The sequence below is a fragment of the Moorena sp. SIO3I8 genome (genome assembly GCF_010692325.1).
Lineage (GTDB): Bacteria > Cyanobacteriota > Cyanobacteriia > Cyanobacteriales > Coleofasciculaceae > Moorena.
This window is the reverse complement of the sequence record NZ_JAAHHW010000016.1, coordinates 37,438-58,240: the sequence shown is the minus strand read 5'-3', so window position 1 is coordinate 58,240 and position 20,803 is coordinate 37,438. Positions and strand designations below refer to the sequence as shown.

The 20,803-nt window shown below is 44.1% G+C and carries 14 protein-coding genes; 3 read left to right on the top strand and 11 right to left on the bottom strand.

Annotated elements, in window-relative coordinates:
- Positions 1–43: 43 nt before the first annotated feature.
- The 3 genes from F6K51_RS08675 to F6K51_RS08665 all read right to left on the bottom strand — a co-directional run bounded on the left by F6K51_RS08675 (position 44) and on the right by F6K51_RS08665 (position 9,193).
- Complete coding sequence (locus tag F6K51_RS08675; RefSeq protein WP_293019600.1) at positions 44–2,302, bottom strand: CHAT domain-containing protein; 2,259 nt, start codon at positions 2,300–2,302, stop codon at positions 44–46.
- Positions 2,299–2,421, bottom strand: a complete 123-nt coding sequence (locus tag F6K51_RS08670; RefSeq protein ID WP_293019598.1) for a hypothetical protein — start codon at positions 2,419–2,421, stop codon at positions 2,299–2,301. The genes F6K51_RS08675 and F6K51_RS08670 overlap by 4 nt, the downstream gene beginning before the upstream one ends.
- A 247-nt stretch (positions 2,422–2,668) precedes the next feature.
- The gene (locus F6K51_RS08665; protein WP_293019597.1) at positions 2,669–9,193 is read right to left on the bottom strand and encodes a filamentous hemagglutinin N-terminal domain-containing protein; all 6,525 of its coding nucleotides are present in this window, start codon (positions 9,191–9,193) and stop codon (positions 2,669–2,671) included.
- Positions 9,194–9,571: 378 nt separating this feature from the next.
- On the opposite strand from F6K51_RS08665, the gene F6K51_RS08660 reads away from it, so the two are divergent.
- On the top strand, positions 9,572–10,339 hold the full coding sequence (locus F6K51_RS08660) for a Uma2 family endonuclease (protein ID WP_293019595.1): 768 nt from the start codon (positions 9,572–9,574) through the stop codon (positions 10,337–10,339).
- Positions 10,340–10,342: 3 nt separating this feature from the next.
- Here the strand turns inward: F6K51_RS08660 and F6K51_RS08655 are convergent, their stop codons facing one another.
- On the bottom strand, positions 10,343–11,467 hold the full coding sequence (locus F6K51_RS08655) for a tetratricopeptide repeat protein (protein ID WP_293019593.1): 1,125 nt from the start codon (positions 11,465–11,467) through the stop codon (positions 10,343–10,345).
- 408 nt (positions 11,468–11,875) lie between these two features.
- Here F6K51_RS08655 and F6K51_RS08650 point away from each other — a divergent pair, with 408 nt between their 5' ends.
- Positions 11,876–13,087 carry an RNA-guided endonuclease TnpB family protein gene (locus F6K51_RS08650; RefSeq protein WP_293019591.1) on the top strand — a complete coding sequence of 404 codons (1,212 nt, stop codon included), beginning with the start codon at positions 11,876–11,878 and terminating at the stop codon, positions 13,085–13,087.
- Positions 13,088–13,192: 105 nt separating this feature from the next.
- On the opposite strand, the gene F6K51_RS08645 is transcribed toward F6K51_RS08650, so the two are convergent.
- Complete coding sequence (locus F6K51_RS08645; protein WP_008180130.1) at positions 13,193–13,315, bottom strand: hypothetical protein; 123 nt, start codon at positions 13,313–13,315, stop codon at positions 13,193–13,195.
- Between the two features lie 376 nt (positions 13,316–13,691).
- Here F6K51_RS08645 and F6K51_RS08640 point away from each other — a divergent pair, with 376 nt between their 5' ends.
- Complete coding sequence (locus tag F6K51_RS08640; RefSeq protein ID WP_293019588.1) at positions 13,692–13,871, top strand: hypothetical protein; 180 nt, start codon at positions 13,692–13,694, stop codon at positions 13,869–13,871.
- On the opposite strand, the gene F6K51_RS08635 is transcribed toward F6K51_RS08640, so the two are convergent.
- The 6 genes from F6K51_RS08635 to F6K51_RS08610 all read right to left on the bottom strand — a co-directional run bounded on the left by F6K51_RS08635 (position 13,872) and on the right by F6K51_RS08610 (position 20,754).
- On the bottom strand, positions 13,872–15,098 hold the full coding sequence (locus F6K51_RS08635; protein ID WP_293019586.1) for a hypothetical protein: 1,227 nt from the start codon (positions 15,096–15,098) through the stop codon (positions 13,872–13,874). It abuts the gene before it with no gap.
- A 9-nt stretch (positions 15,099–15,107) separates the two neighbouring features.
- Positions 15,108–16,061 (bottom strand): hypothetical protein, encoded by a 954-nt coding sequence (locus F6K51_RS08630; protein WP_293019583.1) that lies wholly within the window; start codon positions 16,059–16,061, stop codon positions 15,108–15,110.
- Between the two features lie 18 nt (positions 16,062–16,079).
- Positions 16,080–18,269, bottom strand: a complete 2,190-nt coding sequence (locus F6K51_RS08625) for a hypothetical protein (protein WP_293019581.1) — start codon at positions 18,267–18,269, stop codon at positions 16,080–16,082.
- A gap of 437 nt (positions 18,270–18,706) precedes the next feature.
- Positions 18,707–18,835 carry a hypothetical protein gene (locus F6K51_RS08620; RefSeq protein ID WP_293019579.1) on the bottom strand — a complete coding sequence of 43 codons (129 nt, stop codon included), beginning with the start codon at positions 18,833–18,835 and terminating at the stop codon, positions 18,707–18,709.
- Between the two features lie 32 nt (positions 18,836–18,867).
- On the bottom strand, positions 18,868–19,554 hold the full coding sequence (locus F6K51_RS08615) for a response regulator transcription factor (protein ID WP_293019577.1): 687 nt from the start codon (positions 19,552–19,554) through the stop codon (positions 18,868–18,870).
- Between the two features lie 234 nt (positions 19,555–19,788).
- Positions 19,789–20,754, bottom strand: a complete 966-nt coding sequence (locus F6K51_RS08610; protein WP_293019575.1) for a glycosyltransferase — start codon at positions 20,752–20,754, stop codon at positions 19,789–19,791.
- Positions 20,755–20,803: the final 49 nt, after the last annotated feature.

Here is a 20,803-nt window from a genome sequence, read left to right as displayed (position 1 = left end):
TTATTTCTTTTGTCAAGTACAATTTATACCAAATTCAATGCGATTACCCTGCTTCTTTTTTAAAGCTGGGAGCGTTAGTAGCTCCAGCAATTAGGGCTGTTAGCTGTTGCCGTGGCAATGGTTTGGGGTCCACTAACTGTAAGCCAGGGGTCACAGCTACAGCATACCGTTCTATTAAATACTGTTTGCCATCATAAAGGGCTGCTACAGGAACATTTCGTAATGACCCATCTAGAACAAATACTAGGGTTTTTATTGGGCTTTGGTCTGCCTCAGGGTTACTCTCTAGTTCTTCTTCAAAGGGTCTGATTAGCCAGTCATAAATTTGTTGGGATTCTTTTTTGACTTTGCTAATACTAGTGCTACGTCTTCTTAGGAAATTCCTGAACTTTTTGACCGCTTCGTCTACTTGAGCTTCTGATATGTTATGATGGATATAGTAACGCAAGTTATCTGGTTCAGGCAATTTGAGGATTACCGCTAAGCCGTCTTTTAAGATAATCGGGTAAATGACCGCTGCTGTAGGGTCTAAATTATCAATGTTGACCTTTTCTGGCTTGGCGCAGGCGTCTCGAAAGAAGTTGTCGATTTCAGCAAGCTGGAGTGCTTCAATAGCATCACGGGCTTGTTTGAGATTATCGTTACTTGGTTGAGGAGAACGCAATAGTAAATCAACTAACTGTCGATAAACCGGTTCTACTTGTTCTCGGAAGGAAAACTGGATGTCAGGATTGAGAGTAACTAAATCACTCCGTAAATTCGTTAAGGTATTAGAGGCTTGGGTATAATAAGCGATCGCATTCTGGATCAGGTCGCTTACTGTTTCACTATCACCATTTCTGGTTTTAGTGGCTTGTTCGGCTTCAGCCTTAAGTATACGTCCCATTTGCCACTGCCACTGATAAGCAATATCTGGTGCATTAATCCCTTGGGCAATCAGAAGCGCTGACTTGGTAAAGGTTATGGCATTTGACGAATCTTTAGTTTGTTCAAACCAGTTACCAAGGGTGCCCAGGGCATAGGATTCTGCTCGTTTGTCTTCTAGGGTTTTAGCTTGCTCAATGGCTGTGTTGAGTAGTTGAGCAATGTCTTGGGAATTGGGAATTGGTGTGGGAATTGGTTTGGTAATTTGCGTACGCAATTTTCGATTTCTGATCTTGATCAGACTTTGAGCGAAATTTACGTGGGCGTAAACTGATGCTCTACTGGATGGTAATTTAGTTAGCAATGTCTGGATTTGTGGCAACAACGCTTGAACAGATTTCTCCTGGTCTGTTTCGATGAGTAAACTTAGCTGATTCAATTGTGCTTGAATTTGGGTGATAGGTGAGGTGGTGGTTGCTGCTGCTTGTTGATAGTGAGTTATCGCCTCTTGGATATGCTGCTGGAATGCTTTGTTATTATTCAAGTCTTTTGCTCTTGTGGCTAAGGCTCGCTCAGTATTACCTAAACTCAGTAACACTTGACTCTGGGATTCTGGAGATTTTATTCGTTGTGCGACTGTCCAACTTTTGGTTAAGGTCTGTTTAGATTGCTTTAAATCCCCTGCTTGTCGAAACACATTACCAAGATTGTGTAAGCCAATAGCTTTTAGAGGAGAATCCGGTTGTGCCAGCAGGGTTTGTCTTACCTGAGTCAATAGCTTCTTGGCTCGACGGTAAAGTCCCAAAGACTGCATCGCTTGGGCTTGATTAATCTGGCTACCAAGCACACCAACCCGATCATTGGCTTTAGCATACAGTGCTTCAGCATTTTGCCAGGTGTTCAGGGCAGCTTCAGCATTTCCCTGTACCAATTGCAAACGCCCTTGAGTGTTCAACACTTTAGCCAATACTCCCTCACCGCCCCTGGATACAGTTTCTAGCAACGACAAACTGGAGTCAATGGCTGCTTGGGCTTTATCCCATTCCCCAAGTTGCTGAGTGACTAAGGACAGCAAACACAGGGCTTGGGCTTGGTTGAGGATATCTCCTGTGGCTTGATAAGCTTGTGCCGCCTGCTGCAATACTCGTGCAGCATCAGAATATTGTCCAGCATCGTAATATTGTTTGCCTTTTTCCAGCAGCAGGTAGTGCTTCGTGCTTCCTGCTTGCTGTTGTGTCTTGCTTACTGTTGCGTTCTGCTCACTGTTATTGAGTGCTAATAGGTCAGTGCTGATAGTTGAGTGCTGATGGCTGACTGCTGATGGCTGAGTGCTGATGACTGAGTGCTGATGGGCAGCATAGAAGGGTAGTGCGTGTACACCACGGCTTAAGATTAGCCCCAACAAGGTCATTAAAATAAACTGAATTAGGCGCTTCATTTATGGCAGTTCTCAATTCGGTTAGGTACACAGTCCCGGGTTTTTAGGGAACAGGGAACAGGGAACAGGGAACAGGGAGCAGGGAGCAGGGAGCAGGGAGCAGGGAAAAGCGATCGCACAGCTTCCCCCTTGTTAAGGGGGACGGGAGGGGGATCTATCTTGTTAAGGGGGACGGGAGGGGGATCTATCTTGTTAAGAGGGACGGGAGGAGGATCTATCCTCTGGCTTCCCCCTTGTTAAGGGGGACGGGAGGGGGATCTATCTTGTTAAGAGGGACGGGAGGAGGATCTATCCTCTGGCTTCCCCCTTGTTAAGGGGGACGGGAGGAGGATCTATCCTCTGGCTTCCCCAGAAAACTCACCGCAGCTACTTAAAGGTTTGGTGAAGCATCGGACAATCTACTTGATGTAACCACGTACCCTTCGGAGTCACTATGACTGGATGGGCGGTGAGAATTACCTCCCCGTTGGCACCGATAACCCAGCCTTGGGCTTCTACAATTTGTTTAGGTTTAGGGTTATTGGTCTGTGGTTGATTAATCTGTAGTTGATGCTGCCTTGACCTTGACCGACGTTTTCTGATCCTAGTTTGAGGTTGCTCAGTGATACGCCAATCGTCCCATGTAGCATTGGGGTTCAGGGTTTCGTTAGGAGAAATCGGTAAGCCACCACGACCTGTGGCAATAAATTCACTGCCCTCACCGGCAGCACAGAGGTTTTTTTCAATTAGTTGAGAGACATCAATGACATCGCTTGGCAATTCCGACAACCCTCGGCTGGGGTCAATTTGAGGTGCATTGATGTTGACGGTACCATCTACACCAAACTCAGAGCTAGCGGTAATGTCACTGAGGGGAGTGAGGTTTTCTCGGAACTCTAGCCCAATGATACCTTGGGTGGTGATGTTGATATTGCCGCCATTGCCTTCAAAAGCATTAGCAGTAATGTCGCTATTTTCTTGACGAATGCCTATGATAAAGGGAGCATTAATCGTAATATTGCCGCCGTTTCCACCAGCTTGAGCAGTACCTGCGGTAGTGGATATTTTACTCTCCCGTCGCAAGAACAACAACTCGTCAATGGTTAAGGTAATATTGCCCCCTTGGTTGCTAGCCGTTTCTGCGGATAGCTCTGCTTGATTATTAAGGGTGAGTGTGCCTGCCTGAAGCTCAATATTGCCCCCTTTTCCGGTGCCTTGGCTATCTACAGCTATCTTGGCTCCATCCCGAATGGTGACAGTTCTGGGGTCAACGAAAATATTGCCACCATCGCCGCTAGAACCGGACGTGGTGTTGGCAAACAGCCCACTTCCAGTTCCAGCTAAAGTAATATCATCTCGTACTTCCAGAGTAATATCACCAGCCTGGTTAGTACCTTCGGTGGTGGTTCTGACGTTGCCACCGTCGGTAGCCTCAAACCGATTGGCCTCAATTATTTCAATGTTGCCACCCTTACCACCAGAAGTTGTAGTGGCTGACACCTGTGAGTCTCCCTGGATGGTCACTTGCTTAGCCTGAAGGGTGATGTTACCGGCATCTCCATCACCAGCAGTGCTGGAAGTTATTTCAGATTCATTGGTTAAGGTAAGCGATCGCGTTTTTAGATCAATATCCCCACCATTACCAACTGCACCAGGGTTTACTGCTGTGGATATGGAACTATTCCGATTAAGGTCAACCTGTTGAGCCTCTTGTATTTTGATTTGACCGGCATCCCCTTTCCCAGAAGTGCTGGCAGTTATTTGAGAGTCATTAGTTAAGGTAAGCGATCGCGTTTTTAGATCAATATTACCGGCTTTTTCAGCATCTGCTCCAGAGTTTACTGCTGTGGATATGGAACTATTCCGATTAAGGTTAACCTGTTGAGCCTCTTGTATGAAGATACTACCAGCATCGCCCTGAGCATCAGTACTAGCAGTTATTTGAGATTGATTTAATTTTAGCGTCCGCGTTTTTAGATCAATATCCCCACCATTACCAACTGCACCAGGGTTTACTGCTGTGGATATCGAACTCTTCCGATCAAGGTTAACCTGTTCAGCCTCTTGTATTGTGATACTACCGGCATCCCCTATCCCAGAGGTGCTGGCAGTTATGTTAGAGTCATTGTTTAAGGTAAGCGATCGCGTTTTTAGATCAATATTGCTAGCTTTTTCGGCAACTGCACCTTCCTTAATCTCTGTAGATATCGAACTATTCCGATTAAGGTCAACCTGTTGAGCATCCCGCACTTGGACTTGACCGGCATCGCCCTGAGCATCAGTACTAGCAGCAGTTATTTGAGATTGATTTAATTTTAGCGTCCGCGTTTTTAGATCAATATTCCCACCATCGCCAACTGCACCAGGGTTTACTGCTGTGGATATCGAACTCTTCCGATTAAGGTTAACCTCCTCTGCGTCTGGGATGGTGATACTACCGGCATCTCCGGTACCGGCAGTACTCGCTTCAATTTGCGACTGATTGTCCAGGGATAAAGACTTGGTTTCAATCTCGACATTCCCACCATTGCCAACTGCTCCAGTATTGACTGCTGTGGATATGGAACTGTTCCGATCAAGGTTAACCTGTTGAGCCTCTTGTATGGTGATACTACCGGCATTCCCTATCCCAGAGGTGCTGGCAGTTATGTCAGAGTCATTGGTTAAAGTAAGCGATCGCGTTTTTAGATCAATATTGCTAGCTTTTTCGGCAACTGCACCTTCCTTAATCTCTGTAGATATCGAACTATTCCGATTAAGGTTAACCTCCTCGGCATCTGGGATGGTGATACTACCTGCATTTCCGTTACCGGCAGTACTCGCTTCAATTTGCGACTGATTGTCCAGGGATAGAGACTTGGTTTCAATCTCGACATTCCCACCATTGCCCTCTGCTCCAGTATTTACTGCTGTGGATATGGAACTATTCCGATTCAGGTCAACCTGTTGAGCCTCTTGTATGGTGATACTACCGGCATTCCCTATCCCAGAGGTGCTGGCAGTTATGTCAGAGTCATTGTTTAAAGTAAGCGATCGCGTTTTAATATCAATATTGCTGTCAATATCAATATTGTTGTCTTTTTGGACAATTGCACCTTTCTTCACCTCTGTAGAGATCGAACTATTCCGATTAAGGGAAACTTCCTCTGCGTCTGGGATTTTGATACTACCGGCATTTCCGTTACCGGCAGTACTCGCTTCAATTTGCGACTGATTGTCCAGGGATAGAGACTTGGTTTCAATCTCGACATTCCCACCATTGCCCTCTGCACCAAAGTTTACTGCTGTCGATATGGAACTATTCCGATTCAGGTCAACCTGTTGAGCCTCTTGTATGGTGATACTACCGGCATTCCCTATCCCAGAGGTGCTGGCAGTTATGTCAGAGTCATTGTTTAAAGTAAGCGATCGCGTTTTAATCGCAATATTGCTGTCTTTTTGGGCAACTGCACCAGTATTTACTGCTGTGGATATCGAACTATTCCGATCAAGGTTAACCTCCTGGGCATCTGGGATTGTGATACTACCTGCATCTCCGGTACCGGCAGTACTTGCTTCAATTTCCGAGGTGTTATCTAGAGATAGAGACTTGGTTTCAATATCGACATCCCCACCATTGCCAACTGCACCAGGGTTTACTGCTGTGGATATCGAACTATTGAGATCAAGGTTAACCTGTTGAGCATCTTTTATAAAGATACTACCTGCATTCCCAAGCCCAGATGTGCTGGCAGTTATTTGAGAGTCATTGTTTAAAGTAAGCGATCGCGTTTTAATATCAATCTTACCCACTTCCTCCCCTGGGCTAGGGTTTACCTTTGCACCAGCCCTTACCTCCGTTGAAATTGAGCTGTTGTCGGCAAGCTCGACAGAGTCAGCATTCTCAACAACAATGCTTCCAGAAGTTCCTGTACCAGAGGTAAATGCAGAAATCTGTCCTTGATCCTGGAGTGTCAGCTCTGGAGTATTAATCGTGATCGTTCCACCAGCCCCAGCGCCTTCAGTCTCTGCTAACAGTCCGCTATTGAGATTTGCGATCAGCACCCTGTTATCGATATTCAGGGTAATGTCACCAGCCCCACCTTCCCCAAAGGCAGTGGTGCGAAGTTGTCCACCAGTAGTAATTTCGAGAGTATTAACATCAATAGTTATCGTTCCACCGATGCCTTGACCTTCGGTAGAACTCAATACAACTGCCCCATCCCCAACAATCAAATTTTCTGTATCAATGTTAATATTCCCAGCATCGCCAAGTTCATTTGTAAAATTTTCAATGTCAATGAATTGAGAGTTAGCGAATATACCACTAGGAACTACAGTATTCTGATCATCGACAGCAGTACCAACTAACTCGACTAAGTCCGAAGCAATGGTTATATTGGCTCCCGTACCACTATTTCCTGTTGCTGCGCCAATTCTGGAGCCATCACGTACTAACAGTTGCTCGGTGTTAATCGTTAAGTCCCCAGCATTCCCTGAACCAATGGTATCAGAAGCAATCACCGCTCCATCCCCGAGAGTCAATGTGGGTGTTTTGACCTCCAACTTACCTGCCTGAGATGAGTTCAAGGTACCGGTAGCCAAAGCCGCCTTACCAGACAATGTCACTGACTCAGTAGCATTTATGGTTAAATTTCCCCCATCCCCTGGGTTTTCTAGGCTTCTGGCAACAGTTCCTGTGGTTACTCCAGCTCCATTCTGAATTGTTAAACGTTGGGTATTAATGGTTAAGTCCCCTCCCTGACCACTACCTACAGTAGCAGTCGTCAACCCCGTGGGAATATCTCTGATAGCCAAGGCTAACCGTTCGTTAGGAGTAGGGGTAAATGGACCCGTTTCGTTGCCAACAATTTCTACCGACTCAGCGTTAACAGTTAAATTTCCACTCTTGCCACGACTACCACCTAAAGCGATAGTAGTAGCTCCAGCATAACTAGGTGATTCTTGATTCTGTGATGCTTGGTTTTGGATACTCAAAGTTCTGGTGTCAATAGTTAAGTCCCCAGAATTCCCTGGTCCAATTGTAACCGTTGCCAAGCCAGACCCCTCGAAACCTAGGAGCTGTTCTACCAAGTCTGAATTGGTAAACTCGTTGACCAAATTCCCTAAATTTTTGAAGCCTGACCCTTCTCTATTAATTAATGTCACTGACTCAGGGGCATTGACAATTAAATTTCCTCCTACACCTGCCCCAGTTGTAACAGTAACAACACCAGCGTCATCCAGCAAAAAGTTGCTACCGCTGTTGAGGGTGATCTTACCTCCCTCTATTCCAGCAGAAGCAATGAAAGAACCTGGATTAAGGGTGATGTTCTCATTGGCCAAAAACGTAACATCACCGCCATTGCCAGAGAAAGGGTTAGACGCATCATTATTTGGAATAGCAATGGTATTTACTATACCGTTGAGAGTAATGCTACCGCGAGAATCGATAGTAACTGATCCTCCCTTGGATACTTCGCCGTTCTGAATGGCTAGATTTGGCGCTAAAAAATCTAGAGTAGCTGAAACTTCAATATCTCCTGCTAGTAAGGGATTAGGCTTGTACTGATTGGTTAGTAAAACGGTTCCTGCCAACAGATCATTGAGATTAGTAAAAGCGATAGTGCCGATTTTAATATCTGCACTCGTAGCACTATCTGTAATAGTGGGTCTGCCAAAAAAGATATTCCCATTGAAAATGTCACGGAATTGCTTGCCTGTAAGTCCACGGGGATCAACTTGATTCGGATCTACTCCAGCACGAATATCAAGAGTCGGTTCAGTCTGACCGTTAATATTCACTACTGTGCCATTAGATAAGGTAATGGCTTCGGAAATAAAGTCTATTCCTTCTGTACCTGTTTCTGAGCCTGTAATGATCACAGAGCCGATCTCTACCGCTCCCCCTGCCACAATATGTAGGGAGGTGCCTAGATAGCTGTTGAAACTAACATCCCCAACTGAGCGAATAATCGGGTCATCGGGACTAAATAAATCTCCGAGACTGCCATCGAGCTGTTCAATCCGGAAACTGCCACCAGTCCAATAGTGGGCATCACCTGCGACAGTATTTTGCGATCGCAAAACCAGATCCCCACCGGAAAACAGACCACTGTCTGGATGGTTCAAGGCAAATATATCCACCCCTTGATTGCCCTGAATCAATAACTTACCGCCAGCAGCGGCAATAAATGGTCGCCCGATACTATCGCGTATTTGAACTGTATCTTCTCCATGGAGTGTCACATCTCCCCCAGCAATTAGTTGACCTTGTAAGTCAAGCTGACCAGCAGCTAGGGTGAGGTCTTGCCCGACTACTAAATAACCAGCGTTCGTGATTTGGCTGGGTTTGGGGTGATTCAAGCCATACTGCAATCCGGGAGTAATATTAATACTCAATAAAGGGGGGGCTTGTGGATTGGTGGCACTGAATTCTGTACCGTTGTTGAACACTAAACTATTGGCTGTACTGGCGACAAAGGAACCTGCCACATCTAACCTGGCATTCTGGCCAAACACGATGCCATTGGGATTGAGTAAAAACAGATTCGCTCCACCATCGACACCAAGAGTTCCTAGAATGTTGGAGATATTACTCCCGGTCACCCGAGAGAGAATGTTATCGATTCCGACTGGATTGGCAAAGTAAACCCGCTGTAGCTGACCAACATTAAAATCTTGAAAGCTGTGGAACAGGTTACTACCTCGCGCTGCTCCCCCTTCAATCAAGTCCCCGGGCTCTCCGGTGATAGTTAGATTTGGTGTTACCACTGAAGATTCATTACCCAAGGTTTGATCAGGGGTAATCTGGGCTAGGGCATAGTTCCCAGAAAAAGCAATAACCACCCATCCGATTAGGGTTATGGCTCCCTCAGTTAAGGGCAATATCCCTAGCCCTCTGGTTGAGGACTTACTTTGCCGATTAGTCATGTTTTGCCACTGCACAACTAGCTAGTTGTCTGGAGTACCGATAGCAGTCAAGTAACTTGACCTATATATTATTATTATTTTCCTGGGAAAGCCAGGCAGTTTACGGAATTTTTAGGTTATCTTTAACAAAAATTTCCCCAAGTGGTACGGATTGATAGTTTCGGTTTTTGATATCTGAAACCGTTGGTATAGGCATTATAAATGAGATGTAAACTTATCAGGTTTTTTTTTATTATCCAAGAAAACTCCGGAGCTCTTGCCCCTCTTGCTTTTTGCCTTTTGCCTTTTGCCTTTTATGGCAATTCCTGTGTTTACAACCCATATACAAACCCTAGATAAGATAAAATAGGCTTATCAGCTCAGGTAACAGTTTTTCCAATGGTTCAGCAGCTCGAGCCGACCACCGATGACATCTTATATCCGGAAAGTGACGGCAAACCTTTGGTGGACAATACCCTTCAATTTGAACTAATTACCACCATTAAGTATGGCCTAGAAGTCCTATTCAAGGATGACCCCAATGTGTTCGTCGCTGGAGATTTGTTGTGGTATCCAGTACAAGGAAAACCAAAAATTAACCAAGCACCGGATGTGATGGTGGTTGTCGGTAGACCCAAAGGGCATCGGCGTTCCTACAAGACCTGGGTTGAAGATAATCTTAATCCCCAGGTGGTGTTTGAAATTGCATCAGAAACTAACACTATCAAAGAATTAGAAGAGGATAAACTCAAGTTTTATCAGAGCCATGAAGTAGAAGAGTACTATCTTTTTGACCCAAATCGGATAAAACTAAAAGGCTGGTTGCGTTCAGGAGAAACCTTAGAACCCATCCCTCAGATGGTAGGTTGGGTTAGTCCCCGTTTAGCAATTACCTTTGAGTTAGTAGAGTCGGAATTAGTGCTTTATTCTCCAAATGGACAGCGGTTTGCTAGCTATTTGGAAATTAGTGAGCTCAAAGATAGGGCTCAACAACAGGCAGAACAAGAACGTCAACGGGCAGAGCAAGCAGAGGAAGCTTTAGAAGAAGCACAGGAAGCTTTAAACCAAGCTCAAAAAACCTTGGCCCAAGAAAGAAGTCGTATGAAAGCATTGCGGTCGCAATTAAAAGCTAAAGGGATAGATCCAAAAGATTTGGATCTGTGCTGATCCTTAAAGAAACTCTTGCAGTTGCTTAAGCAGAGACTCGGTCTGCTCAATCCCTTCGTTATCCCGTTGAGTCTGGTAAAGTTCTAGGGCTTTTTCCACAGCAGTGAGGGCTTCGGTGACGCGAGAACGTTTTTTTAAGGCTACTCCTAGGTTATAGTGAGCTTGGGCATTTTCTGGAGCCAGTTCAATCAAACGTCTATAGGTCACTACTGCTGGTACATATTGTTCTTGGGTGAGAAGAATTTTCCCGATGTACTCCTGTGCTTCTACTAAATCAGGTTGGGCAGAAGCTGCTCGCCGAAATGCTTTGAGGGCCCTGGATAAATTCCCTCTCGATTCCAGAATTTGACCGATTTGGAGGTGAATTTCAGGATTACGAGGGGCTAATTTCACCGCTTTTTCAAAAGCCGCCAGTCCAGCCATCTCATCTCCATGTATCAACCAAGCTGTGCCCAAACTTAGTTGGATACGGGTTTCGTTCGGAGCAATTTCCGCTGCTTTTTGGAACACTTTAATGGCTTCTTCGGAATTTTCCTGCTCTAACCAGGCTGCACCGATTAACTGGTATACTGTTAGGTTGTCTGGCTCAATTTCCAGGATTTTTTCATAGGTTTCTATTGCCCCTTGATAGTCCTTTTGACGTAGCAGGGTAATGGCCAAACCAAAATAGGCGTTAATATTCTCTCGGTTCAGTCTAGTGGCACGACGATAGGCCGTAGCAGCACCAGCATTGTCCCCAGCATTGGCGAGACTGTAACCCAGTGCGTAATGGAAATTAGCATTTTCTGGCTCTAGTGCGATCGCTTTTTTGTAAGCGGCGGCAGCGTCTTGGAATTTGCCCAAACTTGCCTTTAAATAGCCAATGCCCGAAAAAATCTTAGGGTTTCTCTGCTCCAGCTTAGCTGCTTCTTTATAAACCGCAACAGCTCCCTCATAGTCCCCCGCATCTACCAACTCTCGTGCTTGATGGAGAAGGTCATTGAGCTGTTGATTATACTGCTGTCGGCTAGATACCAGAGTTGGCATTGCTTCAGCAATTTCTGGCAGGGGGGTTGCCACTACGGAAAAAAATAAGCTAACAAGGAGGAACAAAGTTTGCTGTAGCAAGGTCAATGTTTTCATAGTCATCAGGCTCGTGTACTTTGGGAGGTTCACTTACTGATGAGTTTTACCATGAACACCCGCTAATCGGGAAGGGTTAGCCGGGATAAATTTTGGTTAAGTTTTGTTAAGCTACAGGATTGTTTGGGGTCAACTTATGATAATAACCCTTCCGGCCTAGACCGGAAGGGTTAGTGTTGTTGGAGGATGTGAAGGTTAAATTTATATAACTTAACAATCCTCTTTTAGATGTATGTAGTAGATGTCTTTTAGATGTCTTTATTTATAAAGATCGAAACGCTGAAAACCCCGTCTCTTTAGAGCGGGGATGAAAGCGAATAGCGGCTAAAGCCGCCTACAAAAAAAACAGGTTAGAGTTTACTATTTTAGTCTGGAGATGCTAGACTAAAATAGTCACAGAGAGGGTCGAAAGTGATGATTGTTTTAGAGTTTAAAGTTAAAGGAAAAAAGAACCAGTACTCGGCTATTGATGAAGCCATTCGGACGGTTAAATTCATCCGGAATAGCTGTCTTAGGTATTGGATGGACAATAAAGGGGTTAACAAGTTTGACCTCAACAAGTATAGTGCAGTGCTGGCTAAAAAGTTCCCTTTCGCTAGTGAATTAAACTCTACCGCTCGTCAGTCTAGCGCTGAAAGAGCCTGGTCATCAATTATTCGGTTCTTTGACAACTGCAAGAAAAAAGTACCTGGAAAGAAAGGTTTCCCACGCTTTCAAAAGCACTGTAGATCGGTTGAGTACAAACAGTCGGGATGGAAGTTGTCCCCTGATAAGAAGTCAATCACATTCAGTGATAAAAAAGGAATCGGAAAGCTAAAGCTCAAGGGAACCTGGGACTTGTGGCGCTTTGATAAGAAGCAGATAAAACGAGTCCGTATAGTCAAAAGAGCAGATGGTTACTACGTTCAATTCTGCGTCTCAGTTGATGTGACTGAAGAATTAGAACCATCTAAAAACACTGTTGGACTAGATGTAGGACTAAAAGAGTTCTACACTGATTCTGATGGTAAGTCTGAACCCAACCCCAGGTTTTATAGAGTTGGGGAAAAGCGATTAAAGTTTTATCAACGCCGGGTTTCCCGGAGAAAGAAAGGCTCTGCTAACCGCAAGAAAGCGATCAATAGATTAGGTAGACAGCACCTTAAAATAAGTAGGCAACGTGAAGAGCACGCCAAGAGACTGGCGCGCTGCGTAATCCGGTCTAACGACCTGGTCGCCTATGAAGATTTAAGAGTAAAAAATTTAGTTAAAAATCACTGTCTGGCTAAGTCTATTAATGATGCAGGTTGGTATCAATTCAGGAAATGGTTGGAGCATTTTGGCACTAAGTTTGGTCGGGTCACAATTGCGGTTAATCCTGCCTATACAAGCCAAAACTGTTCTGAATGCGGTGAAGTGGTCAAGAAGTCACTATCCACTAGGACTCACGTCTGTAAATGTGGCTGTAAATTAGATCGTGATCACAACGCTGCAATCAACATCCTAAAACGAGCCTTGGGTACGGTGGGGCACACCGGAACCTGGATCCTCGATCCAAACGCTTCGGGAGATTTGGCCTCTACTGTTCTTGGTTCCGGCCAGGATCAGCAAGCCGAGTCGTTGAGCGAAGAATCCCCGCGTCTTTAGACCGGGGAGTGTCAAGACCCACCTATAGCGCTATAGGTGGGCTTCTTGAGTTTCACGAAAAGTTGAACCAGGTATAGCAAACCTGATCCATATTCACAACGATAACTAGGATTGCAAAGCACCACTTTGGACCATCATCAGGATGAAAATACCAACACTGGCTACCACTAAAACCAGACCTAGAGCCACTGATTGACCCAAATGGTTGGGAGTTTGAGAAGTCTTCATATCTCTTTTTCTTTGTTAAATTTATGTATGCCGATAATGAACGATAACAAACTTTTGACAAGCTTGATAAGAAACTGCAACGTATCTTAACGTAACTTTACATAAGTTAATACTGACTAAAGTGTGATCTAGCTTGCTCTTTAGCCTAAGGGAACATGATTTAATAGAGTTAGAGTCGATACCGAGTATTATCTGGGGCACCTCTGGTGTCATACCGTACCTAGGATTTTTACCCCATACGACCCCTAGATATTTTGGTATGCACGACCTGCCCATATGGCCTGACCTGGCATAGACATCAATTCACAATATCGACATTTATGTTTCGGCCTTAGTAATGGGCGTTGCCTAATAATGGAATGATTTTAAAAGTTTTGTGGAATGGGCATCTTGCCCGTTCCGCCCTTGGGTCGCACCTGTGGAATGGGCATCTTGCCCGTTCCGCCCTTGGGTCGCACCTGTGGAATGGGCATCTTGCCCGTTCCGCCCTTGGGTCGCACCTGTGGAATGGGCATCTTGCCCATTTGTGACGGTGGGACCCAACCTGATTACTTAATCATGGAATATAACGTTCGATGTTAGCTTCGCCCTTACCTTGGTTAACATTAACATTTACGTTCCACAACAGCACTTGCCCATCAGCACCACCACTAACTATTTTTACTTTATCCCTAGAAGAATTAGAATTGATCGCCAGTGACAAAACTGCTTTTTCATGTTTTAAATTGGCATTACGTCTTAGCTCAATGTTTTTTTTGTTAGTTACATCCCACAATTGCACCTTTCCAGTCTCATCGCCAGTAACGACATAACTTCCATCAGAGCTAAGGGCAACTGATTTGACCGCAGCCTTATTTTTAATGGTATTATTAGTTTTGTCTTGGGTATCCTGCACTAGCACTTTACCATGAGGATCAGCAGTTACAAAATACTCACCACCTCGGCTAATATCAGCTAAAACAACAGTGGTTGGCTTTTGTCCTATAGGAGGATGCCCAAAAAACCCCAAAAACCATAGAGCAATTAGCCCAATCACGCCAAGGGAGATTATCAATCTAATTCCCAATTGCTGATTTGATTTTGTAGTTTCGTTAAAGCTTGGAAAAAAATTTTGATCTGAATTCGGTGGCTCATAGGGAGAAAGGTCTTCGTTATCTCCAAGATTCGATAATCCCCGCCAAACTCCTGCTTTTTTGATATCGTCTTGTTTCTTAATTCCAGTGACAACTACTAATGCTTCTGAATCCGAAGCATTGCTTTTCTGAGGTAGACGGTATTCTTTAAGTTCATCAGCAATAATTTTTCTATTATCGTCTGAGTTTTTCCCTATCATCAGATGCTTCGTTCCAGTGGAGTTCTTGGTTTGAAGCGATGCTTTGATGGCATGCTCGATTTGTTCATAAGAAACTTCAAATCCGTATTCCCCTCCTTCCTTAATAGCACTGTCAATGTCATTTTGTAATTTTCCCTCTAATGCAAGCACAGCGATTCCTCGTATTTGTTGCTCATTCTGTTCATTATCTTGAGCAATCAACGCTATAGAGTTGCGTATAGTGCGACCTCGATAATCTTTGCGTTTGCTTGCTTTCATGCCTGTGACAAGCAAAATTAAGTTACCACTCTCACGCCCTATAAAAATCGAATACGCTTGGGTTTCAAGCAATAGTTTATATTTTTTAACCAAATCTGGTTCATCTATTGGCTTTTGTTCATGCTTTGTAATTTCTTGCCAAAAGTAATCCTGATCTTGAGACAAACCAGCACTTTGAACATAAAGTTTCATGGCTAACTCCTATTTATTAATATAAAATTTATCTTTACCTTGTATAATAGCAAAACCATGAGCTGATTTACATTTATCAGCAGACTTTTTCGCAGCTTTTAAAAGAAATTTATCCCAACCTAGCCAATGACGAATAGGATTAAACCAGCCCCATTTCGTATCGTAATGAAGTTTGAGTAGGAAACTCAAAAGATACCGTAACGGCTGATCGCTATCTTTGGGACTATATCCAGCATCATGACTAATTTTGCGAAAGTAAAAACGCGGTCTTTGATTCACTACTCTAATATTATTGAATATCACAGTTCCTACAGTTTGAATAGGTGTAATTACGCACGCAATCTTAGTCAGCAAATTTTCGCTCTTGAATAACCTCAATAATTCAGCATATTTATCTTTGATGCAGTGTAGTAACTTTGTGGCATCTTCTTCATTTTGCAAATATTTTTCACAACGAACAGGAACAAGGATAACGAGCCTAGGTTCTTTTAAATCTCCATAGCTTCTGCTAAAAATATCGCAAATCTGCTTGGGTCTGTTCATCAAATGATGCCATTTGCCGTTGGCTTCCATGAGTGCAGGAGCGTCAATAGCAATCAGAACTGCAACACATTCATGCATTATCTTTTTGACAAATTCCCCATCCTTATCATCCAGGTAGCCACCGGGAAAATCTTGAAAAGTCAGTTGTAAAGATGGTTTGTCACCAATCTTCCCTAGACCAAACTTAAAAGATTGGGGATTCTGATCTCCTTCCAATCCTCCCGTCGCTTCAAAATCATCCAGCAGACCTTTTAGCTCTCCTAAACGCTGTTGGAGAAGTGCGGAACTTTCAGGATCGGGAGTCAGTTGCAAATCGGCTTCCTTAAACGTATCAGAGAACTGCTCATACATGGCAGTTAAAACACTTGTCTTGCCTACACCTCTATGTCCTAGCATTGTGACTTTAAGTTCTTTGGGCATTTGATTCTCCTTGTTGTGTTACTTGAATAATGACATCAACTCTTGCTGATTTAGGTTTGTTGCCTGTTCTACTGCCTCTAGCCACTCTTGGCGTACCCTCGAGCGTTCACCCAATAACTCAAATTCCTTAGGCCAGATAGAAGCGCGTTCCTGGTAAAGAAAAATTTGCCATTCATCCTTGACTGCTTCAGCACGGAGTACACGGTCAAGAAATTCTTCTACTATGGCAAAAGCAGCTTGGGAAGGTTCACAAAGAAAATCTTCTAAGGCTGTTTCGCATTGAAAAACAGCTGCTGCATGAAGTGATTCGAGATTGCTCTTGATTTGCTCTGCATTGGGAGACTTCCCAGACAGATGCAGATCAGTCCTATCAGGAGTTAATCCATTAAGACACTGGCGAATTCGGTGTTGGATAGTACCTCGATAAGAAAGCTGAAATTCAGAGAGCATTTGGAATCCAAATTTTAGTCTACTGGGTTGCCCGTCTAAAATTTGATCAGGCAGTAGGTTAGCGAGCTCTCCAAGAAAATCAGACCCTTGTGCTTCTGTGATTCCTCCTAAATGTGCCTTTCCAATTAATACCTCTACTACTAGATATTTTACCCTATCCAAAGATTTTTTTAAACCAGTATCTAGAGATAGAAAATGTTGTGATAGGTGAGCGCGAATTTCATTGAGGTAATCGCTATAGGCACTTGGGTAACCCCCTTTACTATCACGCCTTCTTTCAATTTCTTCCAAAGATGAGGGAATTTTGGTATCGTTATAGCAATTTTGGATAGCTTCTTCTACAGATTGTTTAAAGTCTCGGTCTTGCTCATTAATTTGGTTACTAAGTTGTTTAAGGAGTTTTTCAAGACCGCTGGTCAAATCGTCCCAAAGCCCATTAAACAATGGGATGAATTCAACCATCTCTCCTGAAATTTTTCCTTGTCCTAATGCTTGACGGGCTTTATCTAACTCAGCCACCACTGATGTTTGGATTTGCTTGATTCGATCCTGACAAGCAGAGGCATATTGCTGATCTAGGTCAGTAATTGTTTTAGCTAAGTAGTTAAGAATGGGATCTAAAACCTGATCGTTAGCCTCTTGAGCTTCAGCGCAGTTAGCTATGACACAGTCTGCAACATTGATGTGTTTGTTGGTAATGTCGGTTTTCAGTTGTTGGCAGAGTTGTAAGTTACTCTCATCACTCAGTTTGTTGAGAACCATAAAAGACCATAGTGGGAGGGGCAGATCATTCAAAGCTCTATAGGCTGTGTCGTACAGTTGCACATCAACGTCCCCCCAAAAGTCCCCTGTACTCTTTGGCATCCGGACAAATAGCACCGCATCAATATCCTCACCAATGGTTTTTACCATCCTCTTTTCATCACCAATTCCTGTATCTCCTAATCCCGGCATATCAACTAAAGCAATCTTTCCAAGATCATCCTTGGGAAAGTTGCAAATAATTCTGACCTCTCGAACTGCCAGATAGTTGAAATAAATACGCTCCCCTTGGAGGTTGTCTTGGGCTACATATTCTCGAATCTCTTCTTTCTTGATCTGGCGTGGGGAAGGGGCTTGCAACAGGAGACGATATTTATCTACATTCTCATGATATTGGCGTAGATGTTCATATTTGGCATTAACCTCTGCACCCTGAAGGTCCTTCGGTAGCGAAGGCAAGTCTTTTCTGGCAAAATCATCGATATCAATTGGTTTAGTTCCCAATTTTAACTGCTCATAGTAAGGAGCAATAACCTCATCCATAAAAGTACGGTCTGTATAGAACAAGACCTCACCATATGTTTCAACATTTGGGTTATGGTGAATCTTGCTGCGAACCCCGGTGCAGTGTTGACCGCTGCCATCAGGAATTTCTGCTGCGGTCAATCCAGTTAAACTTTGTAATAAACGACTCTTACCCTGTCTTGCTCGTCCAATCACACCGATGTTAAGAGTATCTCGCGAGAAACGAGTTTTGAGTTTAGCCAGTGCTTGTAACTCAGATACAATATCCTGCTGAATCTTGGAAAAATCGATTTCCTTCAAGCGTCCATTTATGCTTGGTTCATCAACCTTTTCCAGTAGCTGTTGGCGATAATTGTCGAGGTAGCTAAGTTTAGAATAAAGAGAGTTTAAATTTACTCCGACCTCTTCAATTCTATTAGCCAAAGGTTGGCGCTTTTCAAGAATATAGGCAATTTTAGCAGTTCTGTCCATAGGTTATATATCCAATTAATTACAGTCCAAGTTTAGCTACCGAGTGTTATCCAGTTACTCTGGGAAATATCACATCAAAATTGCGATCGCTGCACCTAAATTTTGTCAACCAACTTCAGTAGGTTAGTTTATGCAATAACTCATCGCGTTCGTTAAGATACTCTTATATTGCTGTAATGTCGTTAGCAGAGCCTTGTAATGGATCCACTTTAAGAACTGAATCCGGTGGGTAGTGATCGATCCCCACTAGCAAGGCATAAATCCTATTAACCATCGTTTCCTGCGATATTGGCTAAATATTTGTGGGTTTAATTATTACTCTGAGTGATTGGTACTTTTTATGCAGGGAGCGGTTTTTTGTAACATAAATTTACAAAACCTGACGGATAGGATAGCGTTTCCTAGTCTAGTCAGGTACATCTAAATTTTCGGCATTGCTAATGGCGTTGCTTACGGCGGTTTGCATAACTGTTAGGTACACATTGTTTCTCCACTTCCGACTTCCGACTTCCCTCTTCCCTGCTCCCTGCTCCCTGCTCCCTAAAAGCCAGAACTTTGTACCTCATGATTATGAGAATTGCTATAAATGCTTTATCCTCTATTTCGTTAAACCATGTTCCAAAGCATAGCGAACTAACTCGGTACGACTATTGGTTCCCGTTTTGCTAAACAAACGACTAACGTATTTTTCAACATTACGAACACTAGTCTCTAAACGTCTGGCAATTTCTTTATTCATTAGCCCTTGGGCAACCAAATCTAAAACACTCTGCTCTCTAGCTGTAAAATCAATGCGCAAGGGTGGTGGAGTTTGGACAATTCCATTCTTTTGGTCTAACATTGCGCGAATTTCAGCCACTTGCTTGGCTATCTTTTCAAGCTCTGTACTCCCTACACTATCTTCCGAGTTAGCAGCGCGACGCTCCAAGAGGTTTTGAACAATAGCGACTAATTCATCTGGATCAAAGGGCTTCGGTAGGTACGCATCACAACCGGCCTGATAACCCTGAATTCGATCTGAGGTCATGCCACGGGCGGTCAGAAACACCACTGGCAGTGCTTTAAAACGGGGGTCATCTCGAAGCTGCTGTAGGAATTGATACCCATCCACTTTAGGCATCATGATGTCAGAAATTACTAGTTCGGGTGTGCTCTGCTGTAACATCTGCCAAGCATCATTAGCATTGCTGGCAACATCTACGGTAAAACCAAATTCTGCCAAATACTCTTTGACTGCTTCCCTTACTCCTGGTTCGTCGTCTACCAATAAGAGTTTTGCTGACATGATAATTCCTTAACCCCTACTAGCCTTAGTGTAGCGCAATTTAGACTGAGATCTTGCACCATTGTCATTAATCGTAGGGTGGGCAGTGCCTACCAACGGGCTTTGCAAGCTTCATTATCTGTCTGGTGCACTGCCCACCCTACATGAACCTAATAAGTGATTTGTGATTAATCGGGAATCGGGAATCGGGAATCGGGAATCGGGAATCGGGAATCGAGAATCGGGATGCAGCTATCAGCTTCCATGGGAAAACCACTCTATCTGATCGGCTTTGTCTGGCAGCCGGGCTTCCTGTTGTCCCTTTGCCCTTGCCCAAGTTCCAAATAGACCAATCGGTGTGCTGATTAACTCAATCGGATCGGTTTTGCCTGCGATCGCCTTAATACTATTGCGCGGTAGTTCTTTCAGCAACCAACGACTGATCCGATACAGATATTCCCTTGGTGGAATATCCCGCATCAAGGGCACACCATGGAGCTGATGTAAGTAACGGTTAGAGCGACCATAGCGATGCCATTGACTGTGATACTCCCGAAAGGTGGAACGGTGTCGGTGCTCAACTATGGCAGTTGGGGCAAGGTGTAATTGCCACTTGCTTTGCTTTTGAATACGCCAGCAGATATCAGCATCACCACCAGTGGTCAGGTAAGGACGGAACAATCCCACTTCCTCTAATGCTTGCCGTCGGATTGCTAGGTTAGCGGTTTGACCGTAGGGACAATAGGAATGGTTTAAGGTATGTTCCTGAGATAGAACATTATGGTACTCAGCGTGTTTTTCTAGCCAGGTTTTACCGGGCAACCCGATGATTTGACCAGCAACAATACCAATACTAACCTTAGCAAAGGGTGAGACCAGGTCTGCTAACCAATGGGGTTGGGGACGACAGTCTGCATCAGTAAAAGCAATTATTTCCCCCTTAGCAGCTCGAATTCCTTTGTTACGGGCGGCATAGGAGCTTTGAATCTGGTCTTCTAGGATGTAGTGGAAGGTTATGCCCTCAGATGCTCCCTCAGTAACAGCAGTTTCGATGAGTGAGGCTGTGCGATCGCGGCTATTATTATCCACTAACAGATACTCTACTTGGTCAGTGGGATAGGTCTGTGCCTGTAAACAACGGACTAAGTCTGGTAAATCTGCTTCACCGTTGTAGATTGGTACAACTACTGAAACCTTGGGCAAACATTTGTCATTTGTCATCGGGTAATGGCTAATGGCAGAAGTGTTGAACAGGGAATCGGGAATCGGG